At 71.7% G+C, this 18862-nt stretch carries 21 protein-coding genes; 17 read left to right on the forward strand and 4 right to left on the reverse strand.

Annotated features, from left to right (window positions below; all coding sequences use genetic code 11):
* Positions 1-597: 597 nt before the first annotated feature.
* A complete protein-coding gene (locus tag ACFYMU_RS16780; RefSeq protein ID WP_388373416.1) occupies positions 598-1737 on the forward strand; it encodes a PLP-dependent cysteine synthase family protein in 1140 nt (379 codons plus the stop codon).
* The gene (locus tag ACFYMU_RS16785; RefSeq protein ID WP_388373417.1) at positions 1734-2984 is read left to right on the forward strand and encodes an MFS transporter; all 1251 of its coding nucleotides are present in this window, start codon (positions 1734-1736) and stop codon (positions 2982-2984) included. The genes ACFYMU_RS16780 and ACFYMU_RS16785 overlap by 4 nt, the downstream gene beginning before the upstream one ends.
* Before the next feature lie 182 nt (positions 2985-3166).
* Here ACFYMU_RS16785 and ACFYMU_RS16790 read toward each other — a convergent pair whose 3' ends face one another.
* Together ACFYMU_RS16790 and ACFYMU_RS16795 are read right to left on the reverse strand one after the other, a co-directional pair.
* Complete coding sequence (locus tag ACFYMU_RS16790; RefSeq protein WP_388373419.1) at positions 3167-3565, reverse strand: VOC family protein; 399 nt, start codon at positions 3563-3565, stop codon at positions 3167-3169.
* A gap of 194 nt (positions 3566-3759) precedes the next feature.
* Positions 3760-4767, reverse strand: coding sequence for a DUF6215 domain-containing protein (locus tag ACFYMU_RS16795; protein WP_388373421.1), 1008 nt, complete (start codon positions 4765-4767; stop codon positions 3760-3762).
* A gap of 215 nt (positions 4768-4982) precedes the next feature.
* Between ACFYMU_RS16795 and ACFYMU_RS16800 the strand changes: the two genes are divergently transcribed.
* The 4 genes from ACFYMU_RS16800 to ACFYMU_RS16815 all read left to right on the forward strand — a co-directional run bounded on the left by ACFYMU_RS16800 (position 4983) and on the right by ACFYMU_RS16815 (position 7706).
* The gene (locus ACFYMU_RS16800; protein WP_388373423.1) at positions 4983-5840 is read left to right on the forward strand and encodes a helix-turn-helix domain-containing protein; all 858 of its coding nucleotides are present in this window, start codon (positions 4983-4985) and stop codon (positions 5838-5840) included.
* Positions 5837-6046, forward strand: a complete 210-nt coding sequence (locus tag ACFYMU_RS16805; protein ID WP_388373425.1) for a DUF397 domain-containing protein — start codon at positions 5837-5839, stop codon at positions 6044-6046. The genes ACFYMU_RS16800 and ACFYMU_RS16805 overlap by 4 nt, the downstream gene beginning before the upstream one ends.
* 108 nt (positions 6047-6154) lie before the next feature.
* Positions 6155-6889: a nitroreductase family protein gene (locus ACFYMU_RS16810; protein WP_388373426.1), complete on the forward strand. Its 735-nt coding sequence runs from the start codon at positions 6155-6157 to the stop codon at positions 6887-6889.
* 226 nt (positions 6890-7115) lie between these two features.
* Positions 7116-7706, forward strand: coding sequence for a YdeI family protein (locus ACFYMU_RS16815; protein ID WP_388373428.1), 591 nt, complete (start codon positions 7116-7118; stop codon positions 7704-7706).
* A 185-nt stretch (positions 7707-7891) separates the two neighbouring features.
* Here the strand turns inward: ACFYMU_RS16815 and folE are convergent, their stop codons facing one another.
* Positions 7892-8578 (reverse strand): GTP cyclohydrolase I FolE, encoded by a 687-nt coding sequence (folE, locus tag ACFYMU_RS16820; protein WP_388373430.1) that lies wholly within the window; start codon positions 8576-8578, stop codon positions 7892-7894.
* Between the two features lie 63 nt (positions 8579-8641).
* Positions 8642-9340: a helix-turn-helix transcriptional regulator gene (locus ACFYMU_RS16825; RefSeq protein ID WP_388373432.1), complete on the reverse strand. Its 699-nt coding sequence runs from the start codon at positions 9338-9340 to the stop codon at positions 8642-8644.
* 96 nt (positions 9341-9436) lie between these two features.
* Between ACFYMU_RS16825 and ACFYMU_RS16830 the strand changes: the two genes are divergently transcribed.
* From ACFYMU_RS16830 to ACFYMU_RS16880, 11 genes are all read left to right on the forward strand, one after another.
* Complete coding sequence (locus ACFYMU_RS16830) at positions 9437-9874, forward strand: hypothetical protein (RefSeq protein ID WP_388373434.1); 438 nt, start codon at positions 9437-9439, stop codon at positions 9872-9874.
* Between the two features lie 139 nt (positions 9875-10013).
* Positions 10014-11273: an NAD(P)/FAD-dependent oxidoreductase gene (locus tag ACFYMU_RS16835; RefSeq protein WP_388373435.1), complete on the forward strand. Its 1260-nt coding sequence runs from the start codon at positions 10014-10016 to the stop codon at positions 11271-11273.
* Between the two features lie 172 nt (positions 11274-11445).
* On the forward strand, positions 11446-11880 hold the full coding sequence (locus tag ACFYMU_RS16840) for a hypothetical protein (protein ID WP_388373437.1): 435 nt from the start codon (positions 11446-11448) through the stop codon (positions 11878-11880).
* 990 nt (positions 11881-12870) lie between these two features.
* Positions 12871-13197 carry a rhodanese-like domain-containing protein gene (locus tag ACFYMU_RS16845; RefSeq protein ID WP_388373439.1) on the forward strand — a complete coding sequence of 109 codons (327 nt, stop codon included), beginning with the start codon at positions 12871-12873 and terminating at the stop codon, positions 13195-13197.
* 126 nt (positions 13198-13323) lie between these two features.
* Positions 13324-14553, forward strand: a complete 1230-nt coding sequence (locus ACFYMU_RS16850) for an FAD-dependent oxidoreductase (RefSeq protein ID WP_388373440.1) — start codon at positions 13324-13326, stop codon at positions 14551-14553.
* A gap of 155 nt (positions 14554-14708) precedes the next feature.
* Positions 14709-16094: a rhodanese-like domain-containing protein gene (locus ACFYMU_RS16855; RefSeq protein ID WP_388373442.1), complete on the forward strand. Its 1386-nt coding sequence runs from the start codon at positions 14709-14711 to the stop codon at positions 16092-16094.
* Between the two features lie 99 nt (positions 16095-16193).
* Entirely contained in the window at positions 16194-16370 is a 177-nt protein-coding gene (locus ACFYMU_RS16860) for a hypothetical protein (RefSeq protein ID WP_388373444.1), read from the forward strand.
* Positions 16367-17329 (forward strand): sulfite exporter TauE/SafE family protein, encoded by a 963-nt coding sequence (locus tag ACFYMU_RS16865; protein WP_388373446.1) that lies wholly within the window; start codon positions 16367-16369, stop codon positions 17327-17329. The genes ACFYMU_RS16860 and ACFYMU_RS16865 overlap by 4 nt, the downstream gene beginning before the upstream one ends.
* 62 nt (positions 17330-17391) lie before the next feature.
* Entirely contained in the window at positions 17392-17676 is a 285-nt protein-coding gene (locus ACFYMU_RS16870) for a metal-sensitive transcriptional regulator (RefSeq protein ID WP_388373448.1), read from the forward strand.
* A gap of 55 nt (positions 17677-17731) precedes the next feature.
* A complete protein-coding gene (locus ACFYMU_RS16875; RefSeq protein ID WP_388373450.1) occupies positions 17732-18040 on the forward strand; it encodes a three-helix bundle dimerization domain-containing protein in 309 nt (102 codons plus the stop codon).
* Between the two features lie 219 nt (positions 18041-18259).
* The gene (locus tag ACFYMU_RS16880) at positions 18260-18862 is read left to right on the forward strand and encodes a class I SAM-dependent methyltransferase (protein WP_388373452.1); all 603 of its coding nucleotides are present in this window, start codon (positions 18260-18262) and stop codon (positions 18860-18862) included.

Consider the following 18862-nt stretch of genomic DNA (forward strand, 5'->3'; position numbering starts at 1 on the left):
CTGCGCGCTCATACGACTACTCTTCGTGCTGATGCGAGCTGGGTCAGTGATGCGACGAGGCCGCTCCGTGGCGTGGGACGGAGCGGTGGTCACGGTGTTGCTGGCCATGCTCATGCACGTCCTCGTCTGCTCCCACGGCCCGACGGCTGCCACCGCTCAGCGGGCTGACACCTTGTTGCAGACGTCCCCCACCGCGTGCGGGCAGCAATTCTCCGCAAACGGAAGGGATCGAGCGAACACGGCTGGGTCGAGTACACCCTCGCCTGACGACCATGCTCATTGCTGCGAGCTGGACGGGCCGGCCGCTCAGCCGCCCCGCGACCTCGAACTCACAGACGCGTCGCTCCCGGCCGTCCTCCCGGCCGGACCGTCGGCTACCGATCCGTTCGTCCCACCGCCGGCGCTGCACCACTCCCCCGCTTCCTTCGCAGCGCCGTCCGCCGGACGTACGCGGGCTCTTCTCGGCATGTGGCGGACCTGATCGGCTTTTCGCCGTGCCCACCCGATCCGGGCCGCGCGGCGACCGATCGCCTCCGTCTCCCTTCTCACCCACCGGTCGGCTGCCCGTGACGGTGCCGACCGCAGGAGAAGCACGCCATGAGCCTCCAAACCCCCACAACACTTCCGATGCCACCGGCCCAGCTGCGGGCCGACGCCAAACACCCCCTGCACACCCCCGCCGAACTGGTCGGCGGCACGCCCGTCCTGTGGATCGGAGCGCCCTTCACCGCCGCCGGCCGCGGCTTCTGGGCCAAGCTCGAAGGCCACAACCCCGGCGGCATCAAGGACCGCACCGCCCTGCACATGGTCCGCGCCGCCCGCGAGAGCGGCCGGCTCCTGCCCGGCGCCCGCATCATCGAGTCGACCTCCGGCACCCTCGGCCTCGGCCTCGCCCTGGCCGGCGCGACGTACTGCCATCCGGTCACCGTCGTCACCGACCCCGGCATCGAGCCTCTGATGACCGGCCTCCTCACCGCCCACGGCGCCGAGGTCGATCTCGTCACCACGCCCCACCCGGAAGGCGGCTGGCAGGAAGCCCGCCGACACCGCGTCGACGAGCTCCTCGCCGTCCACCCGGACGCCTGGGGCCCGGACCAGTACAACAACCCCGACAACGTGGCCGCCTACGCCCCACTGGCCCACGAACTCCTCGCACAGCTCGGTCGCATCGACACCGTGGTCGTCTCCGTCGGCACCGGCGGCCACTCGGCCGGCATCGGTTCGGTACTGCGCGGATACTTCCCGCAGCTACGGATCGTCGGCGTCGACACCACCGGCTCGACGATCTTCGGTCAGCCCGCCGGCGCTCGCCTCATGCGCGGCCTGGGATCCAGCATCTACCCCCGGAACGTCGCTTACGACCTCTTCGACGAGGTGCACTGGGTCGCCGCCCCGGAAGCCGTGTGGGCCGCCCGCCACCTGGCCCGCAACCACTACGCCACCGGCGGCTGGAGCGTCGGCGCCGTCGCCCTGGTGGCCCGCTGGCTGGCCCGCACCCTGCCCCCGGAGAACCGGATCGTCGCGGTCTTCCCCGACGGCCCGCCTCGCTACGTCGGCACGGTCTTCGACGACACCTACTGCCGCCGCCACGACCTCCTCGGGCACCTGCCCGCCGACGATCCCGACGAGATCACCGACAGCCACGAGCGCACCGTCACCCGCTGGACCCGCTGCACACACGTCGTGGACCCGCTCGCCCGCCCGGAACGCCACAACCCAGTGGGAGTCACCCGATGAAACACCTGTGGCAGCAAACCCGCTCGTTCCCGCGCGGCGCACGGCTGATGATGGCCAACCAGTTCGCCATCAACCTCGCCTTCTACATGCTCATGCCCTACCTCGCCGCCCACCTGTCCGACGGACTCGGACTGGCCGCCTGGGCCGTCGGACTCGTCCTCGGCGTCCGCAACTTCTCCCAGCAGGGCATGTTCTTCATCGGCGGCACGCTCGCCGACCGCCTCGGCTACAAGATCCCCATCATGGCCGGATGCCTGCTGCGCACCCTCGGCTTCGGCCTGCTCGGCTGGGTCGACAACCTCCCCGCCCTCATCGCCGCCTCCGCCGCCACGGGCTTCGCCGGAGCCCTGTTCAACCCGGCCGTCCGCGCCTACCTCGCCGCCGAGGCCGGCGACCGGCGCGTGGACGCCTTCGCCACCTTCAACGTCTACTACCAAGTCGGCATGCTGCTCGGCCCCCTCGTCGGACTCGCCCTGCTGGCCGCCGACTTCCGCCTGGTCTGCACGGTCGCCGCGGCCATTTTCGCCGCGCTCACCCTCCTGCAATGGCGCGCACGTCCCTGGCGGCGCAGCGGCCCGGCCACCACAGACCGGGAAAGCGTCCTCACCCAGTGGCGAACGGTCGTCGCCAACCGGCCCTTCCTCCTCTTCTCCGCCGCGATGATCGGCTCCTACGTCCTGACCTTCCAGGTCTACCTCGCGCTGCCGCTCGCCGCGTCCGAGGCCCTCGGCGCCGAGGGGACCGCGGTCACCAGTGGCCTGTTCGTCGTCTCCGCCGCCGTCGCCGTCATCGGCCAACTGCGTCTCACCGGCTGGGCAAAACAGCGCTGGCGGCCCAGCGATGCCCTGGTACGAGGACTAGTGGCGATGGGACTCGCGTTCACACCGCTCGCCCTCAGCCCACGCGGCTCCTCGACGGTCGTGCTGACGGCGCTGGTCGTAGCTGTGGTCCTGCTGGCGGTCGGATCCGCCGTCGTCTATCCCTTCGAGATGGATACGGTCGTCGCCCTGTCCGGAGACCGCCTGGTGGCCACCCACTACGGCTTTTACAACACTTTCTCCGGGCTCGGCATCACCGTGGGCAACCTCGTCACCGGCGCGCTGTGGGACTTCGCCCGCCGGCACGACGCGCTCTGGCTGCCCTGGACGGTCCTCACCGCCACCGGGCTGGTATGCGCGGCCTCGGTCGCCGGCCTCGCCCGAGCCGGACGCCTCAGCACGGCACAGCCGAAGCCCGTGGCGGCGTAGTCGCTAGTGCCCCAACAGGCAACGTTCGCCCCGTCGCGACGCCCGGCACGCACTCTCGCCGCACCGGGCACAAGCCCACGTACATCCAGTACGAGGACTTGCACCCGGCACACCGAGAGCACGCACCGGACGCCGCTCCTTGACGGGCAAACGTTGCCTGCCGGGGCACTAGCTACGACCATCTACTGGTACTGCGGTGCCAGGGTGCGGAGGACGTCGAACTCGTTGCCCTCGGGGTCTGCCATGACCACCCAGTTCCGGTCTGATCCCTGGCCCACATCCGTCCTGGTGGCGCCGAGACCGAGCAACCTGGTCACCTCGTCCTCGGTGCTGCCGTCGATCGGGCTGACGTCGAGGTGAAGCCGGTTCTTCACGGTCTTGCCCTCGGGCACCTGGATGAACAGCAGGGTGGGCGGCATCTGGCGGGCCCGAACGTCCTCGACGGTCGGCACCCAGGAACCGATCTCGACCTTGCCCTCGCTCCGGTCGATCACCTTGAAGTCCAGGACCTCGCACCAGAAGGCCGCGAGCCTCTCCGGATCGCGGCAGTCGACGACCAACTCGGTGAACCTACTTGTCATGACTCCCCCAGACAGTGCGGACGGGGCTCAGAGTATTGGCCAGGCCGCCCGTCCGACAGATCCGCGATCTTCCTGACCGACCAGGGCCGTCAGGCGGGCTTCGGTCTCGGTATCGGGAACGACGACGGTGCCGAAGCCGAGGCCCATGGCGCCGGCGCAGCGAAGGAGAAGGACCGTGGCCCCCGAGCGCCTCGTCACACGGTCCGTTCGGGGATCGCCGGAAGAACCTTCTCGGCGATTCCGAGGAGGGCGCTGTCGTCCGGGAGGGCTCCGGACGTGCTCCACACGGTGATGTCGCAGTAGCCGCCCCGGTCCTTCCCGTCGAGGGCCACGGACAACGTTCTGGCCAGGGGGCCTTGGCCGACGGGCCCGCCGGATCCGCCGCCCCCGAGATTGATCTCGATCTTCATGGTGTGATCCGAGAAGAGGACCGCGGGCCGGCCGAGGACGGAGAGCTTCTTGATGTCCGTCTCCTCCCCGAACTTCATCAGTTTCACGTACTGGGCGATCGACAGCTTGTTGTACGTGGCCGAGACGTTCACGGTGTAGGTGTCGAACTGGACCTCGGCCTCCGGCTGGGCGACCTTCCCGTCGGTCAGGGGAGCGGTGTTGCTGGTGCCGGATGCCGAGGTCGCGGTCTCCGCGGGCGTTCCGAGGAGCTGGGCCAGGTCGGACCTGTTGAGCGCCTTGCACAGCTCATCGCCGGTCACGGCGTGGGACGCATTCTTGTAGGCGCTCGGCAGCTTCTCGTCCTTTTCGCTCGAACACGAGGCGGCCTGCGGTGTCCTGTCCTCGGAGGGCAGCAGATGCGGGCCCAGCCACACTGCGGCCCCGAGTGCCCCGAACACGGCCACGGCCGCGACGGCCTGGCCCCAGGCGTTGTGGTCCCTCTCCGGAGCGGCCGGGGTGGGACGCCGCGCCTCCGGAGCCTGCGGCTGCGGCTGCGGCTGGGCAGCAGCTTCGGACACCGCCCCGCCCGTGGAGGCCACCGGGCTCGGGTTCCGGCGTGCGCGCAGGGCCCGGACAACCGTGTGGACACGCACCGCGGTGAACACCAGGAACACCGCACCGATCCCGGCTGCCGCCCATTCCTCGTCGCGGAGGGCGAGATACATGAGGCGTACGCCGAGAACGGACCCGATCACGATGAACAGTGGCTCACGGACCCAGAAGGGCAGGAGACGGAGGAGGAAACCGAGCATCCGGCGATCACACCAGGACAAGATCGCGTTGGCTGTGGTGGAAGCCACAGTTCCGGCCCGGTACTCAACCGTGACAAAGAGGGCTCGTGGCGCCCCCTGGCCTCGGTCTCCGGTACGGGTCTGTACGGCCGTTGTACGGGTCCGCACCGCGCATCGGCTGCACCGAGGCGTCGTTGAGCAGGTCGCACCAGGACTGCGGCAGATCAGGGGGCGACATGGGCAGGGCAGCGGAGCGCACGTGCCAGACCACGGGCCGACGCAGGCCGGAGAAGGAACGGCCGGCCGTGTGGAGCGCTTATGGCAAGCTGCTGCGCCTGTTCCGCGAACGGGCGGGACTGACGCAGCAGGGGCTCGCGGACGCGATCGGGTACTCGGTGGAGCAGGTGGCCTCGGTGGAGCAGGGGCGGCGGCCCGCGAAGGTCTCCTTCACCGAGGCGGCGGAGCGGGCGTTGGAAGCGGGTGGCGCTCTGCGAGTTCTCCAGGATGACGTGGACCGGGCGAAGCTCCCCCTGTTCTTCCAGGACTTCGCACTGCTGGAGGCTGAGGCAGTCAGCCGCTTCTCCTACGACCCCATGCTCGTACCAGGACTGCTCCAGACCGAGTCATACGCCCGCGCCCTCCTCGAATCTCACTTCCCGCCTCTCGACGAGGAGGCCATTGAGCAACACCTCACTGCTCGGCTCGCGCGTCAGTCGCTTCTGACCCGCAAGAACCCATGTGTCGTGTTCTCCTGCGTCATCGAAGAAGCCGCTCTGCACCGGATGGTGGGTGGTGTGAGGGTGATGAGGGAACAGTTGGAGCGGCTGCGGGACAGTGTCCGTCTGCGCAACGTGGAAGTTCAGGTGATGCCGACAAAGCTCGCCGCGCACAGCGGCGTCAACGGTCAGATGGTTCTGTTGGAGACGCTGGAACGTCGGCAGTTCGTCTGCATCGAGGCGCAGGGCATCATGAGCATTCGCTCGGACCAGGACGAGGTCAGCGAGTTCTGGTTGCGGTATGGAATGCTGCGGTCACAGGCCCTCCACACGGAGGAGTCCGCCCGCCTCATCGAGCACATGGCAGGGGAGCTATGAGCGTCGACACGCGCACTGGACAGCAGCACAGCGAACTCGCTTGGTTCAAGAGCAGCTACAGCGGTACGAACGGCGGAGACTGCGTAGAGGTCGCCACCACACCCGCCGCCGTCCATGTCCGGGACTCGAAGAGGCCCTCGGCGGCCTCGCTCACCTTCTCCGCGGAGCAGTGGACCGCGTTCGCCGCCTACGCCGGGCAGGCGTGAGCGAGCGAACCGCCTCAGTCCCTCATGACCTGGACCCCGTCGTGGTCGACGAGGTCGCCGGTGGCGCCCTGGGCGCCGGCGAACTGCCGCATCCCTACACTCGCGATCATGGACACTCAGCCAACCACGCCCCAGGCACCGGCCGTTGCCGCCGAGCCGGCCCTCTTCGCGACCATGTCCACCATGCGGGCCATGCGGCGCCTCCGGCCCGACCCGGTGCCGGACGAACTCCTGGACCGCCTGATACAGGCGGCCGTCTGGGCCCCCAGCGGCGGCAACATGCAGCGCTACGAGTACGTCGTCGTCACCGACCCCGCGGTCATGGCCGAGCTGGCGCCGCTGTGGAAGCGGTGTGTGGACGCCTACCTGGCCACGACCGGCAAGTACGCGCCCGCCGGCATGGACGAGGCCGCGTACGGACGCATGGTCGCCGCCATCGAGTACCAGCGCGACCACTTCGCCCAGACCCCGGCGTTGATCATCCCCTGCTACCGGTTCCCGGAGCCGAGGATCGAGGAGGAGGGCCTGCGACGCTACGCCGAGGAACTCGGCGCCGAGGCGACCACGCGCATGGCGCGGATCCAGGAGCGCTTCAGCGCCCTCGCGGAGGGCTCGTGCGTCTACCCGGGCGTGCAGAACCTGCTGCTCGCCGCACGGGGCCTGGGGCTGGCCGCCAACATCACCATCTGGCACCTGATGCTGGAGGACGAGTGGAAGGCGGTCCTCGGCATCCCCGACGACATGAACACCTTCGCGGCCGTCCCGGTGGGGTGGCCGCGCGGCAGGTTCGGGCCGGTGGGCCGCCGCCCGGTGGCCGAGGTCGTGCATCGGAACCGCTGGTAGGCCGCGGATGCCGGGCCACCACCGGGCCCCGGGCGGGGAGGGCACCCCGCCCGGGAGCACGGTCGTGACCCGGCGCCGCACATGGTGACCCCCACCCCGGTCCGAACGGATCCGCCCTTCCTTGTGCCGCTCGACCAGCGGGGACGGCAGGCCGGGCCCCCGGGCCCGACTGCCTGGCTCCGGCCGGATGTTGACCGGGCCACCGGGGTGGGATTTCATGAAGGCCATGTCTGAGGGATCACGGAAAGCCACGGACCCGGTTCTCTCCTTCGCCACGCAGGACGCGTGGGAGAAGTGGCTGGAGGAGAACCACGGGGACGTCCCAGGGATCTGGGTGAGGATCCCCAAGGCCGGTTCCGGACTCGACGGCGTCGACTACCCGCAGGCCCTGGAGTCGGCGCTGTGCTACGGCTGGATCGACGGGCAGAAGAAGAAGCTGGACGAGCAACACTGGCTGCAGCGCTTCACCCCGCGCCGGCCGGGCAGCAGGTGGTCGGAGGTGAACCGGCAGAAGGCCATCGGGCTGATCGAGCAGGGCCGGATGCGGCCCGCCGGCCTGCGCGAGGTGGAGAAGGCCAAGGCGGACGGCCGCTGGGAGGCGGCGTACGCGCCGCAGAGCAAGGCGACGGTCCCCGACGATCTCCAGGCCGCGCTGGACGCGGCACCGGCGGCCCGCGACTTCTTCGCCACCCTGGACAGCCGCAACCGGTACTCGATCCTCCACCGGGTCGGGGACGCCAAGAAGCCGGAGACCCGGGCGGCCCGCATCGAGAAGTTCGTCGCCATGCTCGGCGAGCAGAAGAAGCTCCATCCCTGACCGTTCCCCCGTGTCGCGTGACGCCTGACGCCTGACGCGCGACCGGCGCGCGCCGCGTGACGCGCGACCGGGGCGCGCCGCGGCGGTCACGGGGCCGCGCGGAGGCCACCCGCGCCGCCGGCACCCGTCGGCCTCCGCCGGGCCGGGCCCGAGCCCCGGGGTGGGAGCGGGGCGGGTGGCCGGGCTCAGCCGGGAAGGCCGGCCAGGGAGAGGAATTCGGCGCGCGAGCGGGCGTCGTGGCGGAGTGTGCCCAGGAGCGTGGAGGTCAGGGTGCTGGAGCCGGTGGCCTGGACGCCGCGGAGGGTCATGCAGGTGTGTTCGGCTTCGATCACGACGCCGATGCCCTTGGGCTCGAGGTGGGCCTGGAGCCAGTCGGCGACCTGCTTGGTCAGGCGTTCCTGGACCTGGGGCCGGCAGGCGAAGTACTCGACGACGCGGGCCAGTTTGGACAGGCCGAGAATGCGGTGACCGGGTAGGTAGCCGACGTGGGCGGTGCCGACGAACGGCAACAGGTGGTGCTCGCACACGGATCGGACCGGGATGCCGCGTGCCAGCACCAGTTCGTCGTAGCCCTCGTCGTTGGGGAAGGTCGTCAGGTCGAAGGGGCGCGGGCTGAACAGTTCGGCATAGGCGCGGGCCATGCGGCCGGGGGTGCCGTGCAGGCTTTCGGTGTCGGTCTCGATGCCGAGCGCCCGCAGGAACTGAGCGGCGGCGCGTTCGGCGCCGGCCAGATCGATGCCGTCGGTGTCATGGACGACGCGCAGCGGTGTGACGGGGGGTATCGGCGCCTGTTGCCCGGGGACACCGGCGGAGCGGGTGGACAGGTCGTCCGCGTCCGATGCGGAAGCCGTGAGCGGTGCGGTGATCTCCATGACGTACTCCTCGTGGGTGGGGAAGGTCCTGCGGGCGGCGCGCGGCCGTGACGGCGGCATTCCTCAGAGACGGCGCGCGGTCGGGGGCGGCGGGGAAGCAGGCTGCAGGCGGACGCAGCAGTGGCCGGGGCCGGGCGACAGGTACGCCCGGAGCCTGGCCTCGTCGAGCCCTTCGAGGACGCCCTGGAGCAGGTGGAGGTTCATGCCGCACACGGTCTGCGGGTGTTCCTGGGCGAGCGCGTGGAAGGGGCAGTTGCCCAGGACGATGGCGTCACCGTCGTAGCGGGGTTCGAATCCGTTCCCTTCCAGCAGGTCGAAGACACCCGCTCGGCCCTGGACGGCGAGCTGCCGGCCCAGTTCGTGCGCCTTGCGGTGCAGAACGGCCCGTACCGGTTCGCCGGTGGCCTCGGATTCCTCCAGGGCCTCGGCGAGCAGCCGTCCGGCGAGCTCGTAGTGCCGTTCGGGCAGGCTGACCGTGACCTGCTTGGTGGAGCGCTTGTAGAGCTTGGCGGGTCTGCCCGCGCCGGGCCCCGTGCGGCCGCTGCGCCGTTCGTAGACGACGTCGAGGAGCGATTCGTCGGCCAGGCGGTCCAGGTGGAAGGCCGCGGTCTGCCGGGCCAGTCCCAGGGCGGCCGCGGCCTCGTCGCGGCTGACGGGGCCCGGCTGGCGCACCACATGGTCATAGAGCCTTCTCCGGGTCGGCTCGTCGAGAGCGGCGACGGCGGAGACGTCGGGATCGGGTGCTTCCTTCGCGTGGTCCATGGAGAGCAGTGTAAAACCAATAGCCATTGACTAAAGAGGGGTGGACGCGCTTCTATCGTAAGTGAAAGTTGTCGATAGAAGGGAAAGGCCACCACCATGTCCTCGTCCGCACCCCCGACCGCCCCCTCACCCACCTCCCGGCGGACCGCACTCGCCGACCCCGGCTACCAGGCATTCGTCGTCCTGCGTGCCGGGTTCACGCTGGCGCCGATCCTGTTCGGGCTGGACAAGTTCGCCAACCTGCTCGTCGACTGGCCCGGTTACCTCGCGCCATGGATCGACGACATCACCCCGGGCAGCGCCCAGACGGCCATGTACGCCGTCGGCGTCATCGAGATCGTGGCCGGCCTCGCCGTCGCCGTCGCCCCACGCTTCGGGGGGTGGCTGGTGGCCGGATGGCTGGCGGGCATCATCGTCGACCTGCTGACCGTCCCCGGCTACTACGACATCGCGCTCCGTGACTTCGGCCTGCTGCTCGGCGCGGTCGCCCTCGCCCGGCTCGCGCAGCGCTACCACGGCACGCAGGCCCCCTGACGGCGGGCGGCGAGCCACAGAACGCGAGGAGGCGGGCGGGCCCCTCACCCGGCTCACGGGTGAGGGGCCCCGGGAGCCGACGCCCCCTCGGCCGCACCACCCGGCCCCACCGCACGACCGACAGCTGGGAGCAAGCGTGATGACACCACCGACATTCGTGATAGCCGGGGCCGGCCTGGCCGGCGCCAAGGCCGCCGAAGCACTGCGCGGACACGGCTTCGACGGCCGGATCCTGCTCATCGGGGACGAGCCCGAGGCACCCTACGAGCGTCCGCCGCTGTCCAAGGGCTGCCTGCAGGGCAAGGAGGACCGCGAGACGATCTCCGTCCACCCGTCGCGGTGGTACGCCGACCAGGGCGTCGAACTCCGGCTCGGCTACACCGTCACCGCGATCGACCGGGACCGGCACACGGTCGGCGTCTCCGGTGGCGGTGACGGCTCCGGTCGCCCCGCAGGCGAGACGATCGGCTACGACAAGCTGCTGCTGGCCACCGGCGCCGCCCCGCGCCGCCTTCCGGTGCCCGGCGCCGACCTCGACGGCGTGCTGTACCTGCGCCGCATCGGCGACTGCGAACGCATCAGGCGCATCTTCCGGTCGGCCTCCCGCATCGTCCTCGTCGGCGGGGGCTGGATCGGCCTCGAGGTGGCCGCCGCCGCGCGGGCGGCCGGCGTCGAGGCCACCGTCGTGGAGGCGGGCGAGCTGCCGCTGCTGCGCGTCCTGGGGCCACAGATCGCGCCCGTCTTCGCCGACCTGCACCGCGAACACGGCGTGGATCTGCGACTGACCGCGCAGGTCACCGAGATCATCGGCGAGAACGGCAGAGCGGCCGGGGTGCGACTGGCCGACGGCACCCGCATCGACGCGGACGCCGTCGTCGTCGGGATCGGCGCCGTCCCGAACACCCGGCCGGCCGCCGCGTCCGGTCTCCACGTCGACAACGGCGTGGTGGTCGACGCCTCCCTGAGAACCTCCGACCCGGACATCCACGCGGCCGGTGACGTGGCCAACGCCTTCCATCCCCTGCTGGGCAGGCACATCCGCGTGGAGCACTGGGCCAACGCCCTCCACCAGCCCGAGACGGCGGCCGCGTCGATGCTGGGCGAGCCCGCGTCCTACGACCGCGTCCCGTACTTCTTCACCGACCAGTACGACCTGGGCATGGAATACGTCGGCCACGCCGAGCCCGGCGGTTACGACGACGTGGTCGTGCGCGGTGACCTGGCACGCCGGGAGTTCATCGCCTTCTGGCTGGCCGACGGCCGCGTGCTGGCCGGTATGAACGTCAACGTCTGGGACGTCAACGAGGGGATCCGGCACCTGGTCCGCGCCGGCACCCCGGTCGACCGGGACCAGCTCGCCGACCCGGACGTACCGCTGGAGCGCATCACCGCCGGATGACTCGCCCGGCCATGACCCGGCCCCAGGTCGATTTATTACAAGCGGTATCGTAAAAACGACCTGCGGCGCTCCCGGCCCCCTGGACCGCGGCCCGCAGCACACAGCAGGCTTCGACGGCAGCGGCATCCGACAGCTCGAGATGCCGCTGCCCCGGCAGAAGAGACGGGCAGCGATGAACACCACGTCGGCGGCCGCGGCAGGCGCCCTCACCTTCCTCTGGCTCGGCATGGTGCTGGCGATCTCCTTCCTGGAGGCGCCGCTGAAGTTCCGGGCGCCGGGAGTGACGATTCCCATCGGACTCGGCATCGGGCGTCTCGTCTTCCGCGCGCTCAACCTCGTCGAGGCCGTCCTGGCCCTCGGTGTGGTCTTCGCCGTGGCCACCGGCGCTCCGTCCGCGGCCGTCGTCGCGCTCACCGCGATCGTCGCCGCCGTCCTGGCCGCACAGCTCGCCGTCGTCCGGCCACGGCTGAACCGGCGCTCCGACGCCGTGCTCGCGGGCGAGGACCCCGCACGGCACCGCTCCCACGCCCACCTGTACTACGTCGGGCTGGAACTGGTGAAGGGGCTGTCCCTGCTCGCGCTGGGCTGTGCGGTCCTGGCCGGATGAGCCGCCCGTCGCCCCGGACGACCGGAACCGTCCGGGCCGTTCCGACGGAAGGGGCCGTTCCGAGGCGTGGGACCCCACCGGCCACGACCACACCGGCGACGACCGCGCCGACTCCGACCGCGTGTGCTTCGACCGCGCCGGCTTCGACCGGCAGCGCGTCGACGGCGGACTGACTCCCGAACGTCCCGCGCACCGTTCCTGTGGACTGAGCGGGAGTAAGTCCGCTCAGCCGCACGCCCTTCAACGGCGCGCACGCCCCGCCCCTCCCCTCCCCTCCCCGCCCCGCCCCGCCCCGCCCCGAGAGCGGCCCCCGGGCATCGGGGGACGAGAAGGGGGCCGTTCGGCCCTGGTCGCCGGACGGCTCGGTCGCTTACGTGTGGGGGCATGTCCGCCACCGCGCTCGCCACCGTCACCGAGGACCGCATCGCCGCCGTGCCGCGACCGGGCGCCCACGGCCACACGGTCGAGCCTTTCGGCGCCCGCGGCCACACGGTCGAGCCGGCCCGCGCCGCCGGAGCACCGCCGCGGGCGGGCGCCGCCCCGCAACGCTTCCGGAACGCGGGGACGGAGCCGGCACGCGGCCCTTCGTACGCCGCGGTGCGGCCGACGCCGCCCGCCGCGCCCGCCGCACAACCGACAGGGCCCGCAACGCCCCACGAGGGCGGCACCGACCCCCACCGAGACACCTCGGCACCCCTGCCGCCCGGCCCCCGCGTCCGGCCGGCACCGATCCGGTCCCGCCGACTCCGCTCCACCGGGCGCGCCCAGGTCGGCAGCGACACCCCCTCCCCGCACCGCAGGGCACGGGATCGTCCCCGCCCGTCCGAGCGCCGGGAAGTATGACGTCAGACTCTGACCAGGGTGGGGATGCGTCTATACATCCAGATATTGCCTGACAGGCAAATACCCCGCAGGGTATTTGACGGAGCCATGGGCGCCACTTACGCTCGCCGACATTGATACCCCCCTGGGTATTTGAGGAGGCAACCAATGGCTCGCGAAGTGACACTGGAGACGCTCGCCGCGGCCTGGGCCGACGGCGGCCTGGTGGTCGACGTACGGGAGGCGGACGAGTACGCCGCCGGACACGTGCCCGGCGCACGGCTGATGCCACTGAGCACCGTGCTGGACAGATGCTCCGAGCTGCCCGCCGACCAGCGGGTGTACGTGATCTGCGCCAGCGGCAACCGCAGCAAGACCGCCACCGACTGGATGTGCTCCCGCGGTGTCGACGCCTACTCCGTGGCCGGCGGCACCAGAGGCTGGGCCGACGGCGGCCGCCCGCTGGCGGCCGGGTACCACGAGCGCACCGCCTGACCGTCCACACTCTCGGCGCCCACCGACTCCCGCTCCATCGCCCTTCACGCCGGCACCGGAACCCCGCGTCCCGGCCCCACGCCACACCCACCACCCGCACCCAGGCCTGACACAAGGAGTTCCGCCATGGCCGCCACCCCCTCGCCCGCAGGAGAGCCGATCACCGGCCGTCACCGCGTCGCCGTCATCGGCGGCGGTAGCGCCGGCATCAGCGTCGCCGCCCGCCTGCGCCGAGCCGGCATCAGCGACATCACCGTCGTAGAACCGTCCGACACGCACTGGTACCAACCGCTGTGGACGCTGGTCGGCGGCGGTCAGGCGCCCCTGCGCATCAGCCGCCGCCCCGAGGCGTCGGTCATGCCGGACGGAGTGCGCTGGATACGGCAGCGTGCCGTGGCCGTCGACCCCGACGCCCGCACGGTGACGCTCTCCGGCGGCGACGAGTTCACCTATGAGTATCTGGTGATGGCCCCCGGCATCCAGCTGGACTGGGCCGGCGTGCCCGGGCTCGCCGACGCGGTCGGCCACGACCGCGTCAGCAGCAACTACGCGCCCGAGTACGCCCCGCGCACCTGGGAGCTGATCAAGAACCTGCGCTCCGGCACCGCCGTCTTCACGCACCCGGCGACGCCCCTGAAGTGCGGCGGCGCCCCGCAGAAGATCGCATACCTGGCGGCCGACTACTGGCGCAAGCAGAAGGTCCTCGACCAGATCCGGGTCATCCTCGTCATCCCCGACCCCGCCATGTTCAAGGTGCCCGACTGGACGCGGACCCTGGAGAAGGTGGCCGCCCGGTACGGGATCGAGGTGCGGCTGCGGTCCGAGATGACCGCCGTCGACGGGGACCGCCGCGAGGTCACCATCACCGACCACGCGAGCGGGAGCAAGGAGACGCTCTCCTACGGCCTGCTGCACGCCGTACCGCCGCAGAGCGCGCCCGACTGGGTCAAGGCGAGCCCGCTCGCCGACCCCGCGAGCCCGCTCGGGTTCGTCGCCGCGGACAAGTACACCCTCCAGCACCCGCAGCACCCGAACGTCTTCTCGATCGGCGATGTGGCGAACCTGCCCACGTCGAAGACCGGCGCGGCGGTGCGCAAGCAGGCACCCGTCGTGGTCGGCAACCTGCTCGAGGTGATGAAGGGCAGCGCCCCGTCGCACCGCTACGACGGCTACACGTCCTGTCCGCTGGTGACCGCCCGCGACAAGATGCTGCTCGCCGAGTTCGACTACGACCTGAAGCCCCAGCCGTCGTTCCCCCTGATCAACACGTTCAAGGAGCGGCGCGACATGTGGGTGTTCAAGCGGTACGTGCTGCCGCCGGTGTACTGGCGCGGCATGCTCACCGGCCGCCTGTGACCGGTCGGCCCGGGTTTCCCCTGACCCGGGCCGACCTCCCCCCTGACCAGCCCTTCGGCGGGACGGTTCCGTCCGGCGAGAAGGGCGCATCCTGCCTCGATATATACCCCGGGGGGTATTACCCCGGGATCGTCCGACATGGAGGTCACCCGACCATGTTCTTCGCCCAGTACTACCTCGACTGCCTCTCCCAGGCGTCGTACCTGGTCGCCGACGAGACCACCGGCAAGGCCGTCGTCATCGACCCGCGCCGCGACATCTCCGAGTACCTCACCGACGCCGAGGCCCACGGTTTCACCATCGAGGCCGTGCTCAACACCCACTTCCACGCCGACTTCCTCGCCGGCCACCTGGAACTGGCCGACCGCACCGGCGCCTGGATCGGCTACGGGCAGCGCGCCGAGGCCGAGTACCCCATCCGCAAGCTGGCCGACGGCGAGCGGATCAGCCTCGGCGACGTCACCCTGCAGATCATGGAGACCCCGGGCCACACCCCCGAGTCGATCAGCATCCTCGTCCACGAGCACGCGGACGACGCCGTGCCCTACGGCGTGCTCACGGGTGACGCGCTGTTCATCGGCGACGTGGGCCGCCCCGACCTGCTGGCCTCGCTCGGCGTCACGGCCGACGAGCTCGGCCGGATGCTCTACGACAGCATCCAGACCAAGCTGATGGGCCTGCCCGACGAGGTACGGGTCTTCCCGGCCCACGGCGCCGGATCCGCCTGCGGCAAGAACCTCTCCACCCAGCGCCAGTCCACCATCGGCGAGCAGCGCGCCACCAACTACGCCTGCCGTCCGATGGACGAGGAGGAGTTCGTGGCCCTGGTGACCGCGGGACAGCCCTCCGCCCCCGCGTACTTCGTCTACGACGCGATCCTCAACCGCAAGGAGCACGGCCTGTTCGACCCGGCCGCCGCCCCCCGGCCGCTGTCCACCGAGGAGTTCCTGCAGCGTCGCGCCGCCGGCGCGGTCGTCCTCGACACCCGCTCCCCGCAGGACTTCGCCGCCGGGCATCTGCGCGGTGCGGTCAACGTGCCCGCGGACGGCCGGTTCGCCGAGCAGGCGGGCATGGTCGTCGGCCCCGACGAGGAGGTCGTGGTGGTCGCGCCGCAGGACCGCGAGGAGGAGGTCGTCACCCGGCTGGCCCGGATCGGCTTCGACAAGGTCGGCGGCTACCTGCGTGAGCCGGAGGGCGCCTTCATCGTCATGGCCGACGAGATGGAACAGGCCAGCCGTATCACGGTCGACGAACTCCACCGGGCGCTGCAGGGCGACGAGCCGCCGGTGATCCTCGACGTCCGGGGCGGCGCGGAGCGCGAAGAGGGCTTCATCGAGGGCTCGCTGCACATCCCGCTGGCCGAACTGGCCCGCCGGACGGACGAGATCCCGGCCGACCGTCCGCTGGTCGTCCACTGCGCGGGCGGCCACCGCTCGTCCATCGCCGCCAGCCTGCTGCGGCACAAGGGCCGCGCCGACGTCTCCGACCTGCTCGGCGGCTACGGCGCCTGGCTCGCCCAGCCCGCAACGGCAGACGCCTGATCGGAGCGGGGGCGGCGGCCGGTCCGCGGACGCCGCCCCCGGCCGGGCGTGTCCCGCCCGTCAGCCGACCGCTCCGCCGGCAGCAAGGAGTTCCGTCCCATGACCCCCCAGGCCCACGCCTCACCGGCCTCGTACGCCGCCGCACGCGCTCACGGCGCGCCGCCGCACCTCCCCGAGCCCCTCGTCCTCGTCCGCCGGTCCCGCGGCCGCACGGAGTGGGCCGCGCAGGCCCTCACCCGCGCCGGACGGCCCCTCACCGCGCGAGGCGTGTCGTGATCGCCGTCGTCATCGCCGGATCGCTGCTCATCGGCATCAGCCTCGGCGTGCTGGGCGGCGGCGGATCCATCCTGACCGTGCCCATCCTCGTGTACCTGGCCGGGATGGAGACGAAGGAGGCCATCGCCACCTCGCTGTTCGTCGTCGGCGTCACCAGCGCCGCCGGCGTCGTCTCGCACGCCCGCGCCGGACGCGTCCGCTGGCGTACCGGGCTGCTGTTCGGCCTGGCCGGCATGACCGGCGCCTACGCGGGCGGGCGGGTGGCCGAGTTCGTCCCCGGCACCGTGCTGCTCATCGCGTTCGCCCTGATGATGATCGCCACCGCCGTCGCCATGATCCGCGGCCGACGCGGGGAGCCGAAGCCGGTCCGCCACGAACTCCCGGTGGCCCACGTCCTCCTGGACGGTGTCGCGGTCGGTCTGGCCACCGGTCTTGTGGGCGCGGGCGGCGGCTTCCTGGTCGTCCCGGCGCTCGCCCTGCTGGGCGGGCTGCCGATGGCGGTCGCCGTGGGCACCTCGCTGCTGGTCATTTCCATGAAGTCGTTCGCGGGGCTGGCCGGCTACCTCGCCAGTGTGCACATCGACTGGGGGCTCGCGGCCGTCGTCACCGCCGCGGCCGTCGCCGGCAGTCTGGTCGGCGGCCGGGTCGCCGGGCGGATCCCGCAGGACGCCCTGCGCAAGTCCTTCGGCTGGTTCGTCGCCGTCATGGGCGTCTTCGTCCTCGGCCAGCAGACGGGCCCCCAACTGCTCGACGTCCTGTCGGCCGACCCGTTGATCTGGACCGGCGCGGCCGCCGTCGCGGGGCTCCTGTTCAGCTGGTCCATGCTCCGTCGCGCCAAGCGGGCGCAGGAGCGGCGGAGCGGCGCGCCGACCCTGCCCGTCGGCTCGCCCGGGTCGCGTCCGGCCGGCCCCGCCGACGGCGGCCGGCCCGCCGACTCCTCGGACCCGGTCCTCCCCTGACCGTCTCCGCGCACCTACGGGGGTGTGTTGACCTCACCGACCGGCCCTGAGGAGGTGTCCACATGGACACGAAAGGCCCGAACACCGCAGAAGACTCGGCGACCGAGGTGCTCAACCGGCTGTGCCGCGCACAGGGGCAACTGGCCGGAGTCATCGCCATGATCAGGGCGGGCCGCGACCGCAAGGACGTCGTCACCCAGCTCGCCGCGGTCTCCAGGGCTCTCGACCGGGCCGGTTTCAAGATCGTGGCCAGCGGGATGCGGCAGTGCCTCAACGAGCAGTCGCACGGACAGGTCCCGCCGATGACCGAGAGCGAGCTGGAGGAGCTGTTCCTGACCCTGGCCTGAGCCCCGGCGGGCCCTCACCTCACTCACGATATACCCCCGGGGGTATACTGGCGGCATGGTCAGGATCACAGGTGACGGCGCACCGCCGTCCGTCGAGCGGGGCGGCCACTGCCGGGACACCCGGCCGGCCGGCCCCGTCACGCCGGAGGCGGAGCGCCGCGCCCGCGACGACGTCCGGGCGCGGCTCGCGCACCGGCGCCCCGACATTCCCTCCGGCCTCCTGACCGCCGCGGTGGTGGAGGAGTTCGAGCACTTCGCGCAGGCTCCCCTCCGCCACTACGTGCCGGTCCTGGCCTTCAAGCGCGCGCTGCGGCGGCTGGCGCGGCAGTTCCCGGAACCGGACGGCAGGGGGGACCGGCCATGAGGCCGGTCCCGAAGTGTGTCGTCGACCGGTCCCGGCCCTGCAACGCCTGCATCGCCCCGGATCCGGGACACTGCCCGTATCCGTATCTCCTCGCCGGGGACGAACGGAGCTCCGGCGGAGACGAGAAGACCTCCGGCGGACAGGGGAGGAACGGCGCGCTCGGCACCGACGGCCGACGGGACGAGGGCTCCGCACACGCGGAGGGATGAGGAGCACGGCATGGACGCAGCGGACTGGGACGAGCGCTACCGGGGCTCCGGGCTGCTCTGGACGGCGCGGCCCAACCGGTTCGTCGAACAGGAGCTGGCCGGGCTGGAGCCCGCCGGGCGCGCGGTGGACCTGGCGGCCGGGGAGGGACGCAACGCGGTCTGGCTGGCGGAGCGGGGCTGGGAGGTGGACGCCGTGGACTTCTCCGCCGTCGCGCTGGCGAAGGCGGAACGGGTGTCCGCCGAGCGAGGCGTCGGACTGCGCACCGTCCGCGCCGACCTGACGGCCTGGCAGCCCCCCGAGGCGGCATACGGGCTGGCTCTGATCGCCTACCTGCACCTGCCGTGGCCGCAGCTGCAAGAGGTGCTGCGGCGGGCCGCGCCGGCCGTGCGGCCGGGCGGGACGCTGCTGCTCGTCGGCCATGACGCGACCAACCCGGAGCACGGCCACGGCGGCCCGCGGGATCCGCACGTGCTCTACACCGCCGAGCAGGTCGCCGCCCTGTGGCGGCCGCACGCCCGCATCCTGCGGGCCGAGGCCGTCACCCGGCCGGTGGCCGAGGGTGACGGCTCGTGCACGGCCGTCGACGCCCTGGTACGCGCCGTACGGTCCTGA

Source organism: Streptomyces sp. NPDC007264 (assembly GCF_042869095.1).
In the GTDB taxonomy this organism is placed as follows: domain Bacteria; phylum Actinomycetota; class Actinomycetes; order Streptomycetales; family Streptomycetaceae; genus Streptomyces.